Genomic DNA, 17,783 nt, shown 5'->3' with positions numbered 1-17,783 from the left:
TCTGGTGTGCCTGTTATCGGTGTGTGCGGCTTTTGGCAGAGGAGGCCTGGGCTTTGAGGGAGGTACGAGATGTTTTCCCTTTTTTGGAGGGTAATCTGCCATACGCTCTCGCATAACGCTTAATCTTTCGGTACGTTTCCTTATCAGGCAATAGGCCAAAAGCATAGATACCTGGCAATGTGTTGACTTCAATAATCCATGGCCGTCCATCTTCATCCAGTGCGATATCGATACCAATCTCTTTGAGTCTTGGAAATGACCTCTGTAACTGTACCGCCGTATGAATGCCTAAACGATATAGCTCACTGCGTAGTTGCTGGAACCGATCCTGATCAAAATGAGGGCGTACCAACTCATTAAAGGTGGCCAATCGTCCGCCGCCATGAATGTTGGTAATGATCTTGCCCGGTGCAGCAATTCTTCCCAGGATACCTGTCGTTTCCCAGTTGCGTTGTAGATTCTTCTGGGTCAGTACCCGCAGGTCGAAAGGTAATCCATCATGTTTCATCAGCGGAATACCTTGCTGAATGATGTATTCGCGATTCTGGATACGTTCAGTGAGCGCCAGATCCAGCTCATCGAGGGAATGAAAATGTTTTTCCTCCGTCCCATATCGAAGTTCATACGTTGTCAGAGGGACTTCAACAGAGATCTCGGCACCGACTTCAGCTTCAGATGGGGGGAGCGGATCAACAGCGTTTTCCGATGTGTTTGCATCGGTAATCGGGTGTGGTTTTATGCGGATGGTTTTTACCCGCATGACGCCATTGCCGTAAGTTCCCCGATCCGGTTTGATATAGTTTGACTCGAATAATTCAGTCATCCGTTCCAGGGTCTGGCGATTATATTGTCGTGTTACTGGTATATATTCATTCACATTACGGCTGCGTTGTAACACAGCTGTCTTGGTCCATTTGCTGGAGACACGCTGGATGCCCAAGAGCCATCAGTCCTTTCGTGTTTTAATGGGGTTTACAAGAGTGGCAGACGCAGAGAAATCAAAGGACAAGAGATGATTTCAGTGGTATAATAGAGAAATATGGCGTTTTGTGCGGTTTTGTTGCACAGATGTAGTTTGATCGTAGAACGGGAACGGTCTAAGCCTGAATATACACAGTACATTTGCCGCTTTTTCTAGCATTGTATGTGCAAATGGGGAGGAAGGCAGGGCGAACCCCCAGACTCTCTGAAGTTCCCGGAAGAAAGGCTATTGCCCAGCGGACGTTTAATTGTTTACCTTTTGTGAAAGTAATATAATAAAGAGTAGCGTCCTTGTGCGGTTCTAGCCTTGTTAGGCTTTTCACATACAATTAATTTTTGAAAGACTGAATGGAATGTTTGTTGAAGGACAAGAAGGAGGTCCAGCATGGCGGAAGAAATGAACTCGCAGATTAAAGATCGGGATATTGGCGTCGAGATGCGTGAATCGTTTATGGATTATGCGATGAGCATTATTGTGAGCCGTGCCTTACCTGACGTGCGTGACGGATTGAAGCCGGTTCACCGGCGTATTCTGTACGCAATGTCCGAGCTAGGCATGACACCCGATAAACCACATAAAAAATCAGCCAGAATCGTCGGCGAAGTTATCGGTAAGTATCACCCACATGGTGACTCTGCCGTATACGAAACGATGGTACGGATGGCACAGGACTTCTCCCTGCGCTACATGCACGTAGATGGACATGGCAACTTTGGATCGGTGGATGGCGATATGGCAGCAGCCATGCGTTATACGGAAGCCCGGTTGTCCAAGATTGCTATGGAAATGCTCAGAGACATCAACAAGGATACGATTGACTTCCAGCCGAACTATGACGGTGAAGAAAGTGAACCTATCGTTCTGCCAGCTCGTTTCCCTAACTTGCTTGTCAATGGTGTCGGCGGGATTGCGGTAGGTATGGCGACCAACATTCCTCCCCATAACCTGGGAGAGGTCATTGACGGCGTACAGGCTATGATCAAAAATCCAGACATCACTTCGATGGAATTGATGGATTATATTCACGGGCCAGACTTCCCAACTTCCGGTTATATTTTGGGACGCTCCGGAATTCGCCAGGCGTATCAAACCGGACGTGGTTCAGTAACGATGCGGGCCAAAACCAACATCGAAGAAAACAATAACAAAGCACGGATTATCGTTACGGAACTTCCTTATCAGGTGAACAAGGCAAGACTCGTTGAGAAAATTGCTGAGTTGGTACGTGATAAAAAGATTGATGGTATTACGGATCTGCGTGATGAGTCTGACCGTAACGGTATGCGGATTGTGATTGAGCTTCGCAGAGACGTGAACCCCGGTGTAGTGCTGAACAACCTGTACAAGCATACAGCGATGCAATCCACATTCGGGATTAACATGCTCGCGATTGTAAATAAAGAACCTAAGATTCTGAATCTGCGCGAAGTGTTGTATCACTACTTGCAGCATCAGATTGAGGTTATACGCAGACGTACACAGTTCGAGCTGAAAAAAGCCGAAGCACGCGCACACATTCTGGAAGGCTTGCGTATCGCGCTGGATCATATCGACGAAATCATTGCGTTGATTCGTTCATCCAGCAATACAGATGCAGCCAGAGAAGGTCTGATCGAGCGTTTCTCGCTCAGTCATGATCAGGCTCAAGCTATTCTCGATATGCGTCTGCAACGCCTCACAGGTCTGGAACGCGAGCGCATCGAAAATGAGTATAACGAACTGATGGTCAAAATTAAGGAATATCGTGAAATTTTGGCCAACGAGCATCTGGTGCTCGAAATTATCAGCACGGAGCTGCAAGAAATCCGTGATCGCTTCAGCGATGATCGTCGTACCGAAATCACTGTAGGTGAAGAGAGCATTCTGGACGAGGATCTGATTCCGCGCGAAGAGGTTATCATCACCATTACCCATACAGGCTATGTGAAACGTCTGCCGGTATCCACATACCGCAGTCAAAAGCGTGGCGGACGTGGGGTTGTGGGAATGGACACCAAAGATACCGACTTTGTTGAGCATCTGTTTGTGACCAACTCTCACAATTACCTCATGTTCTTTACTGACAAAGGTAAAGTGTACCGTCTCAAAGCTTATGAGATTCCAGAACTTGGACGTACAGCACGAGGAACGCCGATTATCAACCTGATTCAGATCGAGCAGGGTGAATCGGTCAATGCCGTGATTCCCGTTCAGGAATTCGAAAGTGACAAGTATCTGTTCTTTGCTACCCGTCAAGGGGTTGTGAAGAAGACACCACTTGAGGATTACACGAATATTCGCAAAGGCGGTCTGATCGGGATTTCCCTGCGTGATGATGATGCCCTTATTGATGTTAAGCTGACAGATGGACAGCAAGAGATCATTATGGGTACAGCTCACGGGATGTCCATCCGATTCTCGGAAGGAAATGTCCGTTCCATGGGACGGAGTGCAACCGGGGTTAAAGGGATCACACTGGATGAGCAGGATGTCGTAATCGGTATGGACGTAGTTGATCAGGAACTGGATGTTCTGATTGTTACAGCCAAAGGATACGGTAAACGTACGCCTGTCAGCGATTATCGGATGCAGACTCGTGGCGGTAAAGGGATTAAAACCATTAACGTCACAGATAAGAATGGTTCGGTAGTCAGCCTGAAAATGGTTAAGACAGAAGAAGATCTGATGATCATTACTTCCAGCGGTACGTTAATTCGGATGAGCATGGAAGGCATATCCACCATGGGTCGATACACGCAAGGCGTGAAGCTGATTCATATTCGGGATGAAGATGCCGTAGCTACCGTCAGCCGAATTGACAAGAATGAGGAAGAACCAGAAGACGAAGAATTGCTTGAAGGTGCAGAAGCCGCTAACTCTGAAGGTCCGGAGTCCACTCTGGATGAGGGCTCGGTGTCCGATGCTGAAGCTGAGGGCGATGATTCAGGTTCGGAAGTATAGAATTAATTTTCTATAACGAAAATCATTTCATGATTTCAATGAAATTGGAGGGCTCCCATATGGGGGCCCTTTGTTATTTTCACGGCTCCAGGACCTCTCTCCTTGAAATCTGGGATGTACAGCCTGATTTTTGAGTAATATAATGGGAATTAACGAGAAAAACCGGGACTATGGTCTTGTTATCATTATAGAAGAACGATGAGTGAGGGGAATAAACATGGGATTAATTACCCTGTCTGAAGTCAAACCAGGACTGAAACTGGGAAATGACGTGCAAACGCTTCGTGGTAATGTGCTGTTTCAGAAGGGCAAAGTCATTTTGCCTAAGGATGTGGAAGTACTCAAAGCCTTTATGATTCATCAAGTGGACATCGAGCAAGAGAGAACAGGGACAAGCAGTTCGGGTTCTAAGGCTTCATTGGCCTCTTCAGGCGCAGGTAATGAGAAGAACGGAGAAAGAGCAGAGAAAGGCAGCAGCGTAGTCTCAGCAATCGCATTACCGTCTCTGCATGAAGAATATGAAAAGATGGTTGGACTGACCAAAAATGCTTTTCTATCGTCTCTGGCGGCTGAAATACCTGTATATGAGTTGCGTACACAGCTGGAAGCATTGTTTGTTCACCTCAAACAGTATAATGTGCTTACCTTCAGTCCACGAGTTATGCAGGAACATGATTATGTGTACCATCATGCCGTATTGAGTGCCATTACATCTTATCAGTTGGCTCAGTGGATGGATTTGCCCTCGAAAGACTGGATGCAGGTAGCTTTTGCAGGATTGTTCCATGATATCGGTAATAACAAAGTGGATCCTCAGATCCTTCATAAACCTTCTACTTTAACTGCGTCAGAGCAGGCAGAAATCCGGCAGCATACGAAATATGGTTATCAGGTACTGAAACAGGCTAAGGCCATCAATGAGGGAGCTAGACTCGCAGCATTGCAGCATCATGAAAAAGTGGATGGGTCGGGTTACCCGCTGCAACTCAGCGGCACGCAGATTCATATCTATGCCAAGATTGTAGCTATCGCTGATATATTCCACGCTATGACTCTGGAGAAGATCTATCGCAAGGCACAGTCACCGTACCTGGTACTGGAACAGATTCAGAGTGAGGCTTTTGGTAAATTGGATCCTGCGATCGTGAATGTATTCGTTCAGCGTTCCACACAGATCCATAATGGTATTCGAGTGAAGCTCAGCAATAATCAAATTGGTGAGATCGTATTCTCAGATCGGGATCATCCTACACGGCCGATGGTATCGGTAGAAGGAACAATCATCAATCTGATGCAGCAAAGGCAGCTACATATCCAGGAAGTCATTGGCTAGCTGAATCTTCAGTTCATATATAAGAATAGAGCCTTTCCAATATGGAGAGGCTCTTTTTATTGAACTTAATGTAGAGTATGAGAATAGTAAGTATAGGTGGAGAGATATTCTTTAGAGAAGCCTTAGACAGTGTAATGTATAGATGATCAGCCGAATATGGGAGACATATTAGAGGGAGTAGTAGACAGAAATAACTTTATTGAAAATAAAGCTTGCATTCTAAATCTGTACATGGTATATTCTAATTCCGGCCAAGAAAACACGAGAAACATGGTGCGGCAAGCGAATGAAATAAGCTTCGAAAGAAACTTAAAAAAAGAGCTTGCAAAGTTGGTTCGGATTTGATAAGATATAAAAGTTGCTGAGGTGAACAACACACGGCAATGAAACAAGTTTGATCTTTGAAAACTGAACAACGAGTGAGTAAACATTCTGCTTGCAGAATGAACGCGAAAGTTTGAGACAAGCCTTGGCTTGGATCGACTGGAGCATAAAATGAGATTTTTAATCTCGTCAGTTTCAAAATGAGCTTATCGCTCTTTTCAATACTTTATTGGAGAGTTTGATCCTGGCTCAGGACGAACGCTGGCGGCATGCCTAATACATGCAAGTCGAGCGGACTTGATGAGAAGCTTGCTTCTCTGATGGTTAGCGGCGGACGGGTGAGTAACACGTAGGCAACCTACCCTCAAGCTTGGGACAACTACCGGAAACGGTAGCTAATACCGAATAGTTGTTTTCTTCTCCTGAAGAGAACTGGAAAGACGGAGCAATCTGTCACTTGGGGATGGGCCTGCGGCGCATTAGCTAGTTGGTGGGGTAACGGCTCACCAAGGCGACGATGCGTAGCCGACCTGAGAGGGTGATCGGCCACACTGGGACTGAGACACGGCCCAGACTCCTACGGGAGGCAGCAGTAGGGAATCTTCCGCAATGGGCGAAAGCCTGACGGAGCAATGCCGCGTGAGTGATGAAGGTTTTCGGATCGTAAAGCTCTGTTGCCAGGGAAGAACGCTTGGGAGAGTAACTGCTCTCAAGGTGACGGTACCTGAGAAGAAAGCCCCGGCTAACTACGTGCCAGCAGCCGCGGTAATACGTAGGGGGCAAGCGTTGTCCGGAATTATTGGGCGTAAAGCGCGCGCAGGCGGTCATTTAAGTCTGGTGTTTAATCCCGGGGCTCAACCCCGGATCGCACTGGAAACTGGGTGACTTGAGTGCAGAAGAGGAGAGTGGAATTCCACGTGTAGCGGTGAAATGCGTAGATATGTGGAGGAACACCAGTGGCGAAGGCGACTCTCTGGGCTGTAACTGACGCTGAGGCGCGAAAGCGTGGGGAGCAAACAGGATTAGATACCCTGGTAGTCCACGCCGTAAACGATGAGTGCTAGGTGTTAGGGGTTTCGATACCCTTGGTGCCGAAGTTAACACATTAAGCACTCCGCCTGGGGAGTACGGTCGCAAGACTGAAACTCAAAGGAATTGACGGGGACCCGCACAAGCAGTGGAGTATGTGGTTTAATTCGAAGCAACGCGAAGAACCTTACCAGGTCTTGACATCCCTCTGACCGGTACAGAGATGTACCTTTCCTTCGGGACAGAGGAGACAGGTGGTGCATGGTTGTCGTCAGCTCGTGTCGTGAGATGTTGGGTTAAGTCCCGCAACGAGCGCAACCCTTGATCTTAGTTGCCAGCACTTCGGGTGGGCACTCTAAGGTGACTGCCGGTGACAAACCGGAGGAAGGTGGGGATGACGTCAAATCATCATGCCCCTTATGACCTGGGCTACACACGTACTACAATGGCCGGTACAACGGGCTGTGAAGCCGCGAGGTGGAACGAATCCTAAAAAGCCGGTCTCAGTTCGGATTGCAGGCTGCAACTCGCCTGCATGAAGTCGGAATTGCTAGTAATCGCGGATCAGCATGCCGCGGTGAATACGTTCCCGGGTCTTGTACACACCGCCCGTCACACCACGAGAGTTTATAACACCCGAAGTCGGTGGGGTAACCGCAAGGAGCCAGCCGCCGAAGGTGGGATAGATGATTGGGGTGAAGTCGTAACAAGGTAGCCGTATCGGAAGGTGCGGCTGGATCACCTCCTTTCTATGGAGAATCGTTTCCTGTAACGGAAACATTCAAATACGCAGCTTAGCTGCACAACTTACTCACTCGTTGCTCAGTTTTGAGAGCTCAAACTCTCAAAACAGCTTGCTTTTGCATGGAGCTTGTTCTTTGAAAACTAGATATCGAAACGAAATTTTGCGATTTAGAACATTCCTTTTTAAGCTGAACTTGTGTTAAAACAAGTTTCAATAAATAGTGAAAACTGCATTGCGATGGTATCGAATGGGAGTGACTTTTGGCTTTGCGTAAGCAAAACAAGGGAAGCGAGCAGTCGAAACCGGAGCAATTATGGTTAAGCTACTAAGAGCACACGGAGGATGCCTAGGCGCTAGGAGCCGATGAAGGACGTGGCGAACAACGAAACTGCCTCGGGGAGCTGTAAGCAAGCTTTGATCCGGGGGTGTCCGAATGGGGAAACCCAGCTGGGGTAATTTCCAGTTACTCATAACTGAATACATAGGTTATGTAGAGGCATACCAGGGGAACTGAAACATCTAAGTACCCTGAGGAAGAGAAAACAATAGTGATTCCGTCAGTAGCGGCGAGCGAACGCGGAGAAGCCCAAACCAGAGAGCTTGCTCTTTGGGGTTGTGGGACATCTCACATGGAGTTACAAAGGAGCCGGTTAAACGAAGAGGTCTGGAAAGGCCCGCCAAAGAAGGTAAAAGCCCTGTAGTTGAAAGTCTGCTCTCTCCGAGATGTATCCCGAGTAGTGCGGGGCACGTGAAACCCCGTATGAATCCGGCAGGACCATCTGCCAAGGCTAAATACTTCCTAGCGACCGATAGTGAAGCAGTACCGTGAGGGAAAGGTGAAAAGCACCCCGGAAGGGGAGTGAAATAGAACCTGAAACCGTGTGCTTACAAAAAGTCAGAGCCCGTTTTAGGGGTGATGGCGTGCCTTTTGTAGAATGAACCGGCGAGTTACGTTCCCGTGCAAGGTTAAGGTGAAGAGCCGGAGCCGCAGCGAAAGCGAGTCTGAATAGGGCGATGTAGTACGTGGACGTAGACCCGAAACCGGGTGATCTACCCCTGTCCAGGGTGAAGGTGCGGTAACACGCACTGGAGGCCCGAACCCACGCACGTTGAAAAGTGCGGGGATGAGGTGGGGGTAGCGGAGAAATTCCAATCGAACTCGGAGATAGCTGGTTCTCCCCGAAATAGCTTTAGGGCTAGCCTCGGAAAACAGAGTCGTGGAGGTAGAGCACTGATTGGGTGCGGGGCCCGCAAGGGTTACCAAGCTCAGTCAAACTCCGAATGCCATAGACTTACTTCCGGGAGTCAGACAGTGAGTGCTAAGATCCATTGTCAAAAGGGAAACAGCCCAGACCATCAGCTAAGGTCCCCAAGTGTGTGTTAAGTGGGAAAGGATGTGGAGTTGCACAGACAACCAGGATGTTGGCTTAGAAGCAGCCACCATTGAAAGAGTGCGTAATAGCTCACTGGTCGAGTGACTCTGCGCCGAAAATGTAACGGGGCTAAACACACCACCGAAGCTATGGCTTGATGCTTGCATCAGGGGTAGGGGAGCGTTGTATAAGGGTTGAAGGTGTACCGTAAGGAGCGCTGGACATTATACAAGTGAGAATGCCGGTATGAGTAACGAAAAGATCAGTGAGAATCTGATCCGCCGAAAGCCTAAGGGTTCCTGAGGAAGGCTCGTCCGCTCAGGGTAAGTCGGGACCTAAGGCGAGGCCGAAAGGCGTAGTCGAAGGACAACAGGTCGAAATTCCTGTACCACCGTAAGCCGTTATGAGCAATGGGGGGACGCAGCAGGGTAGTGACGCGGACTGATGGATGTCCGTCTAAGCAGTGAGGCTGATGTGTAGGCAAATCCGCACATCGTAAGGCTGGGCTGTGATGGGGAGCGAAAATTATAGTAGCGAAGGTCATGATCTCACACTGCCAAGAAAAGCCTCTAGCCAGGTGATGGTGCCCGTACCGCAAACCGACACAGGTAGGCGAGAAGAGAATTCTAAGGCGCGCGGAAGAACTCTCGTTAAGGAACTCGGCAAAATGACCCCGTAACTTCGGGAGAAGGGGTGCCCCGGTAGTGTGAATAGCACGAGGGGGCCGCAGTGAAAAGGCCCAAGCGACTGTTTAGCAAAAACACAGGTCTGTGCGAAGCCGTAAGGCGAAGTATACGGGCTGACGCCTGCCCGGTGCTGGAAGGTTAAGGGGAGCGGTTAGGAGCAATCCGAAGCTGTGAACCGAAGCCCCAGTAAACGGCGGCCGTAACTATAACGGTCCTAAGGTAGCGAAATTCCTTGTCAGGTAAATTCTGACCCGCACGAATGGCGTAACGACTTGGGCGCTGTCTCAACGAGAGATCCGGTGAAATTTTAATACCTGTGAAGATGCAGGTTACCCGCGACAAGACGGAAAGACCCCATGGAGCTTTACTGCAGCTTGATATTGAATTTGGGTACGATCTGTACAGGATAGGTGGGAGCCTTTGAAGCGTGAGCGCCAGCTTGCGTGGAGGCACCGTTGGGATACCACCCTGATCGTATCTAGGTTCTAACCTGGTACCGTAATCCGGTGCGGGGACAGTGTCAGGTGGGCAGTTTGACTGGGGCGGTCGCCTCCTAAAGAGTAACGGAGGCGCCCAAAGGTTCCCTCAGAATGGTTGGAAATCATTCGAAGAGTGCAAAGGCATAAGGGAGCTTGACTGCGAGACCTACAAGTCGAGCAGGGACGAAAGTCGGGCTTAGTGATCCGGTGGTACCGCATGGAAGGGCCATCGCTCAACGGATAAAAGCTACCCTGGGGATAACAGGCTTATCTCCCCCAAGAGTCCACATCGACGGGGAGGTTTGGCACCTCGATGTCGGCTCATCGCATCCTGGGGCTGAAGTAGGTCCCAAGGGTTGGGCTGTTCGCCCATTAAAGCGGTACGCGAGCTGGGTTCAGAACGTCGTGAGACAGTTCGGTCCCTATCTGTCGTGGGCGTAGGAAATTTGAGAGGAGCTGTCCTTAGTACGAGAGGACCGGGATGGACGTACCGCTGGTGTACCAGTTGTTCCGCCAGGAGCACCGCTGGGTAGCTATGTACGGAAGGGATAAGCGCTGAAAGCATCTAAGCGTGAAGCCCCCCTCAAGATGAGATTTCCCAGTATGTAAGACCCCTTGAAGACGACGAGGTAGATAGGCTGGGGGTGGAAGTGCAGCAATGCATGGAGCTGACCAGTACTAATCGGTCGAGGGCTTATCCAAGATATGCAGGTTGTAAGTTGCAAATTTCGTTTCGGATCTAGTTTTCAGAGAATAATCTCTGAAATGAAAATTGGTACATCACAGAATGTGCGTATGATTTTCAGTTCCATATTGGATTTCAAGAAGCTATGCTTCGACAAATCGCGTTTGGTGGCGATAGCGGAGGGGTTCCACACGTACCCATCCCGAACACGACCGTTAAGCCCTCTAGCGCCGATGGTACTTGGACCGCAGGGTCCTGGGAGAGTAGGACGCCGCCAAGCAAAGAACCACTGCCGATGTTATTCGGTGGTGGTTTTTATTTGTCTATAAACAAAAATGAAGGAATCGCTAGTTTAAGGTGGATGGAACTCTGGCTTTGGAAGCTGATACAACTAGAGGGTGGATTGACTTTCAAAAGAGGGCAAAGGAATGCCTTAAAAAGTCTTGAAATGAAGGTAACATTTTTGTTACGGAAAACGCATTCGAAACCAGTATAATAGGACTATGTTAAATATGCTAAAAGTACCTGACCACAGAGCTGGAATGTGCAGCTGTGAAAAGGAGGGTGTGTGTGACAAGTTGGCGAAGACTAATTCTTCATTCGTTTCTCTTGCTCAGCCTGATAGGCGTGCTTGCAGGATGCGGTGAAGCAGGATCTGCATGGACTTCTTATGAAGGAGCGGTAAACGAGAAGGGTTTCCCGGTTCCTAAAGTGGCGAATAAATCTGACCAGTCTGAAAACAATTCGGATATGGATTATGTTCGATATACGCTATCTGGTATTAGTGAGAGCACTAGTATTCCTGAGGTGTATCTAGACGAGATTAAGAGCTGGGGCTGGACAGAAAAGCAAGCCAAGAGTACATCCAATGACTCAAGTTCCCTACGTGTATTTGCTAAAGAAGGGCATACTGTACATCTAGCTGTACATGATGGGTTCTTCACGGTAATGGTTCCGAAAAGTGAAGCTGCTCAGACGACAGTAAAATCACTTGATGATGATGATTGAATGAGTTGTGCTTGGATGTAATGGTTCGACAATTAACGGTGTAATGGTCCGTATGATAGTAAAGCTCCCGATCTGTGATCGGGGGCTTTTTGTATGTCATGAACTATGGGAGATGAGCAATGGATCGTTCGGCGGTTTCTTTTGGCGGTGACTTAACCAGGAGCTGTAGAGAGGAAAGCTTATAGCACTCACACAGGAGACATGAGGCATGGATAGTATGGTGCCTGTAGAGGCTGGTTTCAGTACGCTGGCTGTAGAGTAACTAAATATAGAAGAGGGGAGAAGACAGCGAAAGCAGGTCGATAATGAGCCTAGTACATACTCAATATCAGAAACGATATTCAACAAGCTCGACGTGACAGAACGGAAATGGATGTATTGCGTTGGGGATAACCATTTTAACTATACCCCTGCTGTGGATAAGGGGGAAAGGGAGGGGGAATGAATAAAGGTTATCCACTGTGGATAACCTTTAAGGTTTGGAAGCTTGACGAGTAATCAAGGATGAGTTTCATAGGAGTGGTTGCGTCAGTTTGAATAGAAAGTATGGATGAGCTTTAGCGATTTATGTATTACTTGGTTTCAACTATACATTGCGTGTAGGCAAGGTTATAGATAAAGAATAGAAGAACAATTACTGCAGGTAGTAGGAGACATCTTGTTCATTTAATTTGATAAGCCCGTCCTTACGTTCGCGTGAAAGAACAAGTACAACATATAGACGTGGTACAAGCAGCCACAGATGCCAGAAAATCAACGATAGGGTGAAGGACAAGGGTGACCAAATTAAACAGACGGTAATGATACATAGCCCAATCCAGCTCATATTGAGGTGGACTCTAACAAACATGCGGTAGCTGAAATGTTGGTCAGGAATATAGCCGAACCAAGGCATTTTGAGATTCCATCGCCATCGACGTGCATATGAGGTACGGACCAGCAGTAATATGGTTCTGGCGATGACATAATGAATCCATAATGTAACCGGGCCTGCCAAGATAAAATAAAAGAGGCCAGTCCAGGAGAATGCTAACAGATTAAACAAAAGCATAATGACAGGCAGAGACAGATAGCTGAAGATTACGCTGCGGGCAATGGCCTTTTTTTTCAGAAGCCGGTATTGATAAAAGGTTGCTTTATTCTCCGGTTCGGCGATCATACGATTACAAATCCTCCTTCTGGGATCACGTTCATTTGTAAAAGGTATTCGTTTTCATAAATAAGGAAATGGATGACGCTGAGTTGCACATTTGAACCTTGTATGTACTCCAGATTGATGTACAAGATATGGAAGTAGGTTAATCATATACAAGTATACCTTTGAACGATCTGGCTGTCAGGTTCTGAATGGTGATGTATTATATATCGGCTGAAAATCCAAGATTTTTTAAGAATATAGAATATAAGTTTTTATAGTCATAGGAGGGGGAGCAGATAATCACATGAAAAATACAATGGAGCGCGGCGATGTTTCTTGTAATGGCTGTCCAATCATGGTTTTCATATAATAGAAGAAATTGCAGGTCTGCGAGGTTATAGGTACGTTATAAAGGTAAGGAGAATAGCTAACAAATGTGGGCTGGTTCACTGAAGTGTAGAACCAAAGGCATTTTTCTTATGTTTGTTTTCGGTACAGACACCCATAGAGGGGCAGGCGAATATATATATTTTATAGAAAGAAAGCACTATGAAAAGGTTTAAAATAATAGAAACTGTGCAATACTGATAGTAATACGTAAAACAAGGTGGGATGGTTGATGGAAGGACACGCCGAACACACATGCATTATCTGCGAACAGACCAAAAGAGAAGGCATTTTTATTGTATCTGAATTTATATGTGACGCTTGCGAAGCAGAAATGGTTCATACGGATGCACAGGATGCCAAGTACAATTATTTTATCCATCAGATGAAGCAGATATGGGTGCAAAAGAACGCATAAAGAGCGTTAAATCATATTAGTGAAACATCACATTGAATTGTATCGATGTGGATAGAGGCCCTAGGGGCCTTTTTCTGTTTTTATCAGGGAAATAAGAAGGGAAGTGGGCATGATAAGCACCCATGGGGTGACTGGATATGATGCTGCTGCGTCGGTGGAAACGCTGGTTTGCACGGGGGCTGGACAATTCCTGATATAATGAAGGGAGAAGTGCTTCAGCTACACATTTGAATACAGCAGATCGTAGGATAGAAACATGCGTGGAAAGGTCTCTGTTGTTATAGAGAGTATTGGTACGGACCGTATCAAAATTTATGAATGTACAGGATGATTATTCAATGGAGCATAAATCAAATACCGCACCTTTATATGAGGCGTTGCTTGCGTATCGTGATTCAGGGCAGCGTTCTTTTCATGTACCTGGGCACAAAAATGGACAAGTCTATCGCAGGTTACTGGAGCAAGTGGGCCAGCAGCAGTCAGATGGAGGATTGGGTGACAGTCACCTGAATGAGGGTGAGACAAAGGGAAAACAAAGTTTGGGACGTCCATTAACTGATGGGGAAGAGTGCTTCAGACAAGCTGAGGAACAAGGGCATGGAGATGAAAATGGGCTCACGAATCATGTTGGGAATGGAACTGACGGAACTGCGGTAGATGTTGTACCGGTGATTGCGTTTCTGGAGATGATGCGGCTGGATGTAACGGAAATCTCGGGGACGGATGACTTGCATCATCCAGAAGGGGTTATATTGGAGGCGCAGCAGCTGGCAGCGGATTGTTTTGGAGCAGAAGAGAGTTTCTTCCTTGTTGGAGGTAGTACGGCGGGGAATTTGTCTTTGCTGCTGACCGTATGTAATGAACCTAATAGCCTTGTACTGGTACAGCGTAATGTGCACAAGTCCGTAATTCACGGGTTAATGCTGGCAGGCGCAAGGGCTGTATTCCTGGAGCCATGGGTTGATCCTGCGAGTGGACTTGCGGTGATGCCGTCGCTTGAGACGGTGCAGGCGGCTGTCCAGGCATATCCTGAGGCAAAGGCAGTACTTGTGACTTTGCCCAATTATTACGGCATGGGCGCTGATCTGAAGCCCATTGCTGAGGTGTGCCATGAGGCAGGCCTGCCGCTGCTCGTGGATGAAGCGCATGGCGCGCATTATGGGCAGCATCCGGAGCTGCCAGCCTCTGCACTGTCCTGCGGAGCAGACGGTGTGGTGCAGTCGACCCACAAGATGCTGTCTGCATTCACCATGGGAGCCATGCTGCACGTTCAGGGACCACGGTTAAGCCGGTCCCTGCTGCGTCAGCGTCTGGCCATGGTGCAAAGCTCAAGCCCATCATACCCGGTGATGGCCTCGCTTGATCTGGCGCGCCGTCTGCTGCATACGCAGGGCGCGAATGCCTTCACGGCGGGGCTTGCCGCCGTGGACGCCTTTAAGCGCGGCCTCGCGGAGCTGCCGCGCTTTCGGTTGCTGCAGCCGGGGCAGCTGCTGCAGCAAGAGCCGCCAGCCGGGGCGAAGCCGGCAGCTGGCGGTAAGTCCGAGGCCGCCGCTGGTTCACCGGGGCGGCCTCAAGCTCTGCCCGCTGCGGCGTTGCCTTCAGCCGCGGGGTACACCGCTCAGGACCCGTTCAAGGCCGTCATCTATGACGGCACAGGGGTGCTGAGCGGTTATGGGCTGCAGCAGCAGCTGGAAGCGTGCGGCTGCGTGCCCGAAATGAGCGACGAGCGATACGTCGTCCTGCTCTTTACCTTGGGCTCGACGCTGCGCGATGCCGAGCACCTGTTGCAGGCTTTACATCAAATCAGCCTTGCAAATGAGCAGGCTCATTCACTACCTTCAACCTCACCGCGTTTAACAAAAGAGGCTTCAAAATATATTTCCACGTGGAACAATGTTCAAGAAGGAACTCCTTTTTCGGAGCCTATCCCGTTTACGTTGCAGCCGATTATGGAGGAGGATACAACAGAGGTTTCCATTGAAAAATGTATTGGTCTTCGCTCTGCGGAGATGGTCATTCCGTATCCGCCCGGTATACCCCTTGTGTACGCTGGTGAACGAATAAGTGCAGCCATGATAACACGTATTAAGCTGCTGAGAGATGAAGGAGCAAGATTTCATGGTGTATCGGATACTTCGCTGCAATCATTGAAAATCATCAGGGAATTATTGAGTTTAGAAGACACGCTTTGAATTCATGTAAAATACTCAAACGAATTAGGACATCATTGTTGTCTGGACATAAAGAAAGAAGGGAATAAACCTTGGATATTCCGCTAAAAAAATATACGGGAATAGTCCTGCAAGTCATACTGATGTACGGTTTTTATTGGATAGGAAACCTGATTCAGGCTGTACTGCATCTGCCGTTAACAGGAAGTATTGTTGGGATGCTGCTTCTATTTATCGTCATTCAACTGGGCTGGATCAGAATACGTTGGGGCGAAGAAGGATCATCCTGGCTTCAATCGAATTTGCAATTATTGTTTATCCCTCCCACGGTGGGTATTATTAATCATTTTGATTTTTTTAGAGCCAATACGGTGCTGCTTGTTCTGGGGTTAATCGTTAGTACGTTGGTTACCTGTCTGTTGTCCGCAAAAATCAGTGAATGGCTCATGGCGTGGAGATCGACGCATCAAGGCAAGAAGGAGGCGATCTCATGCTCGCATTCATCCTCGGAATCGGAATGATTGCCTTGACCGTGGCTATATATATTCCGGCGACTCATTTATATAGAAGGGTGAAGTGGCCGATTCTTATGCCTGTATTGACGGCAACAGCTGTAATCGTACTGATTTTGCTCATTTCCGGCATTAAGCTCGATACGTACATGCTTGGTGGCAAATGGATACAGGAATTATTGGGGCCGGCCGTAGTTTCCCTGGCATTCCCTTTGGCAAAACACCTTCATGTATTGAAACGGAATATAATTCCGATTTTGGGCGGTACCTTGGGTGGGAGCATCGTTGGTATGTCAACAGGGGCCGCTATATCACTGCTGCTCGGTTATCCGCAAGATATCGTTATCGCATTATTACCTAAATCCATTACGACACCCGTAGCCATTCAACTGGCTGATCAGGTGGGAGGAAATTCATCCTTCACTTCGTTATTTGTGATGATAGCCGGATTTTCGGGGATATTATTGGGACCCATGATTTTGAAATGGGCCAGAGTAAGCAGCAAAAATGCGTATGGGATCGGACTCGGCTCGGCTTCCCATGCACTGGGCATGGCAAGATCCTTTGAGTATGGAGAAAATGCGGTAGCGCTGAGTTCCGTATCCATGATTGTCAGTGCTATTGCCGGCTCTGTCATGCTCCCTCTATGGGTATGGTTGATTTACGGCTGATCAGGCTATGTGCCTTAGCGAAAATATTGGAGAATAGCTGACCGCTAACGCGGGATCATGTATAGTATTATAATAAGAAGCTTGTACCAACCTCGAACCAATCTACGGAGTGGTTGTGAACATACACCTCTGGGCGGGCTAATTCATAGTCTGGAGTATGAAAGGATCGAGGTTGTAATTATCGCAGCACAATTAGGAGCAATTATCGATATAGAAAGCAGGGAAGCATATGCAGGGCAGAGGTAAATTCATTACGTTGGAAGGGGGAGAAGGGTCCGGCAAAACCACGATGATCAGTAAGCTAGGTTCTTACTTTGAAGAACAGGGTATACCATATGTAATTACTCGGGAACCTGGCGGGATTGAAATTGCGGAGAAAATACGTGCCATCATCCTCAATCCTCTTCATACGGCAATGGATGCACGAACCGAAGCGCTGCTCTATGCAGCTGCACGCAGCCAGCATCTGGCGGAGAAAGTGGAGCCTGCATTGAAGGCAGGGAAGACTGTTATCTGTGACCGATTTGTCGACAGCAGTCTGGCCTATCAAGGATACGCTCGTGGTCTTGGCGTAGAGAATGTTTGGGCCATCAATCGGTTTGCAATAGGTGAACTGATGCCGGACGTCACACTCTATCTGGATATCGAGCCCGAAGCTGGTCTCGCTCGTATTGATGCCCACGATGGACGTGAAGTTAACCGTCTGGATCTCGAAAGTCTGGAGTTCCACCGCAAAGTGCGTGAAGGCTATTTTCTGTTAAAGGAACAGTTTCCGGACAGGATCAGGGTCATTGATGCTTCTCAAAAGCAAGAAGAGGTCTTCGCAGCGATGATTTTGTCGCTTGAGACAGGGATTTTGAAGGATTTTGACGAGTAATTGTCTAATATATAGACAGGGCATT

10 protein-coding genes and 3 rRNA genes are annotated in these 17,783 nt (G+C 48.0%); 11 read left to right on the top strand and 2 right to left on the bottom strand.

What is annotated here, in order from left to right; genetic code table 11:
• Window positions 1-13 precede the first annotated feature (13 nt).
• Entirely contained in the window at window positions 14-940 is a 927-nt protein-coding gene (locus HW560_RS05350) for a YheC/YheD family protein (RefSeq protein ID WP_090902637.1), read from the bottom strand.
• A gap of 426 nt (window positions 941-1,366) precedes the next feature.
• Here HW560_RS05350 and gyrA point away from each other — a divergent pair, with 426 nt between their 5' ends.
• From gyrA to HW560_RS05320, 6 genes are all read left to right on the top strand, one after another.
• The gene (gyrA, locus tag HW560_RS05345; RefSeq protein WP_179262263.1) at window positions 1,367-3,922 is read left to right on the top strand and encodes a DNA gyrase subunit A; all 2,556 of its coding nucleotides are present in this window, start codon (window positions 1,367-1,369) and stop codon (window positions 3,920-3,922) included.
• Window positions 3,923-4,139: 217 nt separating this feature from the next.
• Window positions 4,140-5,255, top strand: a complete 1,116-nt coding sequence (locus tag HW560_RS05340; protein WP_179262261.1) for an HD-GYP domain-containing protein — start codon at window positions 4,140-4,142, stop codon at window positions 5,253-5,255.
• A gap of 550 nt (window positions 5,256-5,805) precedes the next feature.
• Window positions 5,806-7,357, top strand: a 16S ribosomal RNA gene (locus HW560_RS05335).
• A 311-nt stretch (window positions 7,358-7,668) separates the two neighbouring features.
• Window positions 7,669-10,593, top strand: a 23S ribosomal RNA gene (locus HW560_RS05330).
• 146 nt (window positions 10,594-10,739) lie between these two features.
• A 5S ribosomal RNA gene (gene rrf / locus HW560_RS05325) occupies window positions 10,740-10,856 on the top strand.
• Together the 16S, 23S and 5S rRNA genes form the textbook arrangement of a ribosomal RNA operon.
• A 290-nt stretch (window positions 10,857-11,146) precedes the next feature.
• Entirely contained in the window at window positions 11,147-11,584 is a 438-nt protein-coding gene (locus HW560_RS05320; protein ID WP_090905247.1) for a hypothetical protein, read from the top strand.
• A gap of 634 nt (window positions 11,585-12,218) precedes the next feature.
• Here the strand turns inward: HW560_RS05320 and HW560_RS05315 are convergent.
• Window positions 12,219-12,743, bottom strand: a complete 525-nt coding sequence (locus HW560_RS05315; protein WP_090905245.1) for a hypothetical protein — start codon at window positions 12,741-12,743, stop codon at window positions 12,219-12,221.
• Window positions 12,744-13,341: 598 nt separating this feature from the next.
• Here HW560_RS05315 and HW560_RS05310 point away from each other — a divergent pair.
• The 5 genes from HW560_RS05310 (at window position 13,342) to tmk (ending at window position 17,758) form a co-directional block, all read left to right on the top strand.
• The gene (locus HW560_RS05310; protein WP_024633689.1) at window positions 13,342-13,527 is read left to right on the top strand and encodes a sigma factor G inhibitor Gin; all 186 of its coding nucleotides are present in this window, start codon (window positions 13,342-13,344) and stop codon (window positions 13,525-13,527) included.
• A 338-nt stretch (window positions 13,528-13,865) separates the two neighbouring features.
• Window positions 13,866-15,719, top strand: a complete 1,854-nt coding sequence (locus tag HW560_RS05305; RefSeq protein WP_179262259.1) for an aminotransferase class I/II-fold pyridoxal phosphate-dependent enzyme — start codon at window positions 13,866-13,868, stop codon at window positions 15,717-15,719.
• Window positions 15,720-15,790: 71 nt separating this feature from the next.
• On the top strand, window positions 15,791-16,219 hold the full coding sequence (locus tag HW560_RS05300; protein ID WP_090905241.1) for a CidA/LrgA family protein: 429 nt from the start codon (window positions 15,791-15,793) through the stop codon (window positions 16,217-16,219).
• Window positions 16,189-16,881, top strand: coding sequence for an LrgB family protein (locus HW560_RS05295; RefSeq protein WP_179262257.1), 693 nt, complete (start codon window positions 16,189-16,191; stop codon window positions 16,879-16,881). The genes HW560_RS05300 and HW560_RS05295 overlap by 31 nt, the downstream gene beginning before the upstream one ends.
• 229 nt (window positions 16,882-17,110) lie before the next feature.
• A complete protein-coding gene (tmk, locus tag HW560_RS05290; protein ID WP_090905238.1) occupies window positions 17,111-17,758 on the top strand; it encodes a dTMP kinase in 648 nt (215 codons plus the stop codon).
• Window positions 17,759-17,783 lie beyond the last annotated feature (25 nt).

The sequence above is a fragment of the Paenibacillus sp. E222 genome (assembly GCF_013401555.1).
In the GTDB taxonomy this organism is placed as follows: domain Bacteria; phylum Bacillota; class Bacilli; order Paenibacillales; family Paenibacillaceae; genus Paenibacillus.
The sequence above is the reverse complement of the archived record's forward strand: the minus strand, read 5'-3'. Positions and strand labels throughout refer to the sequence as shown.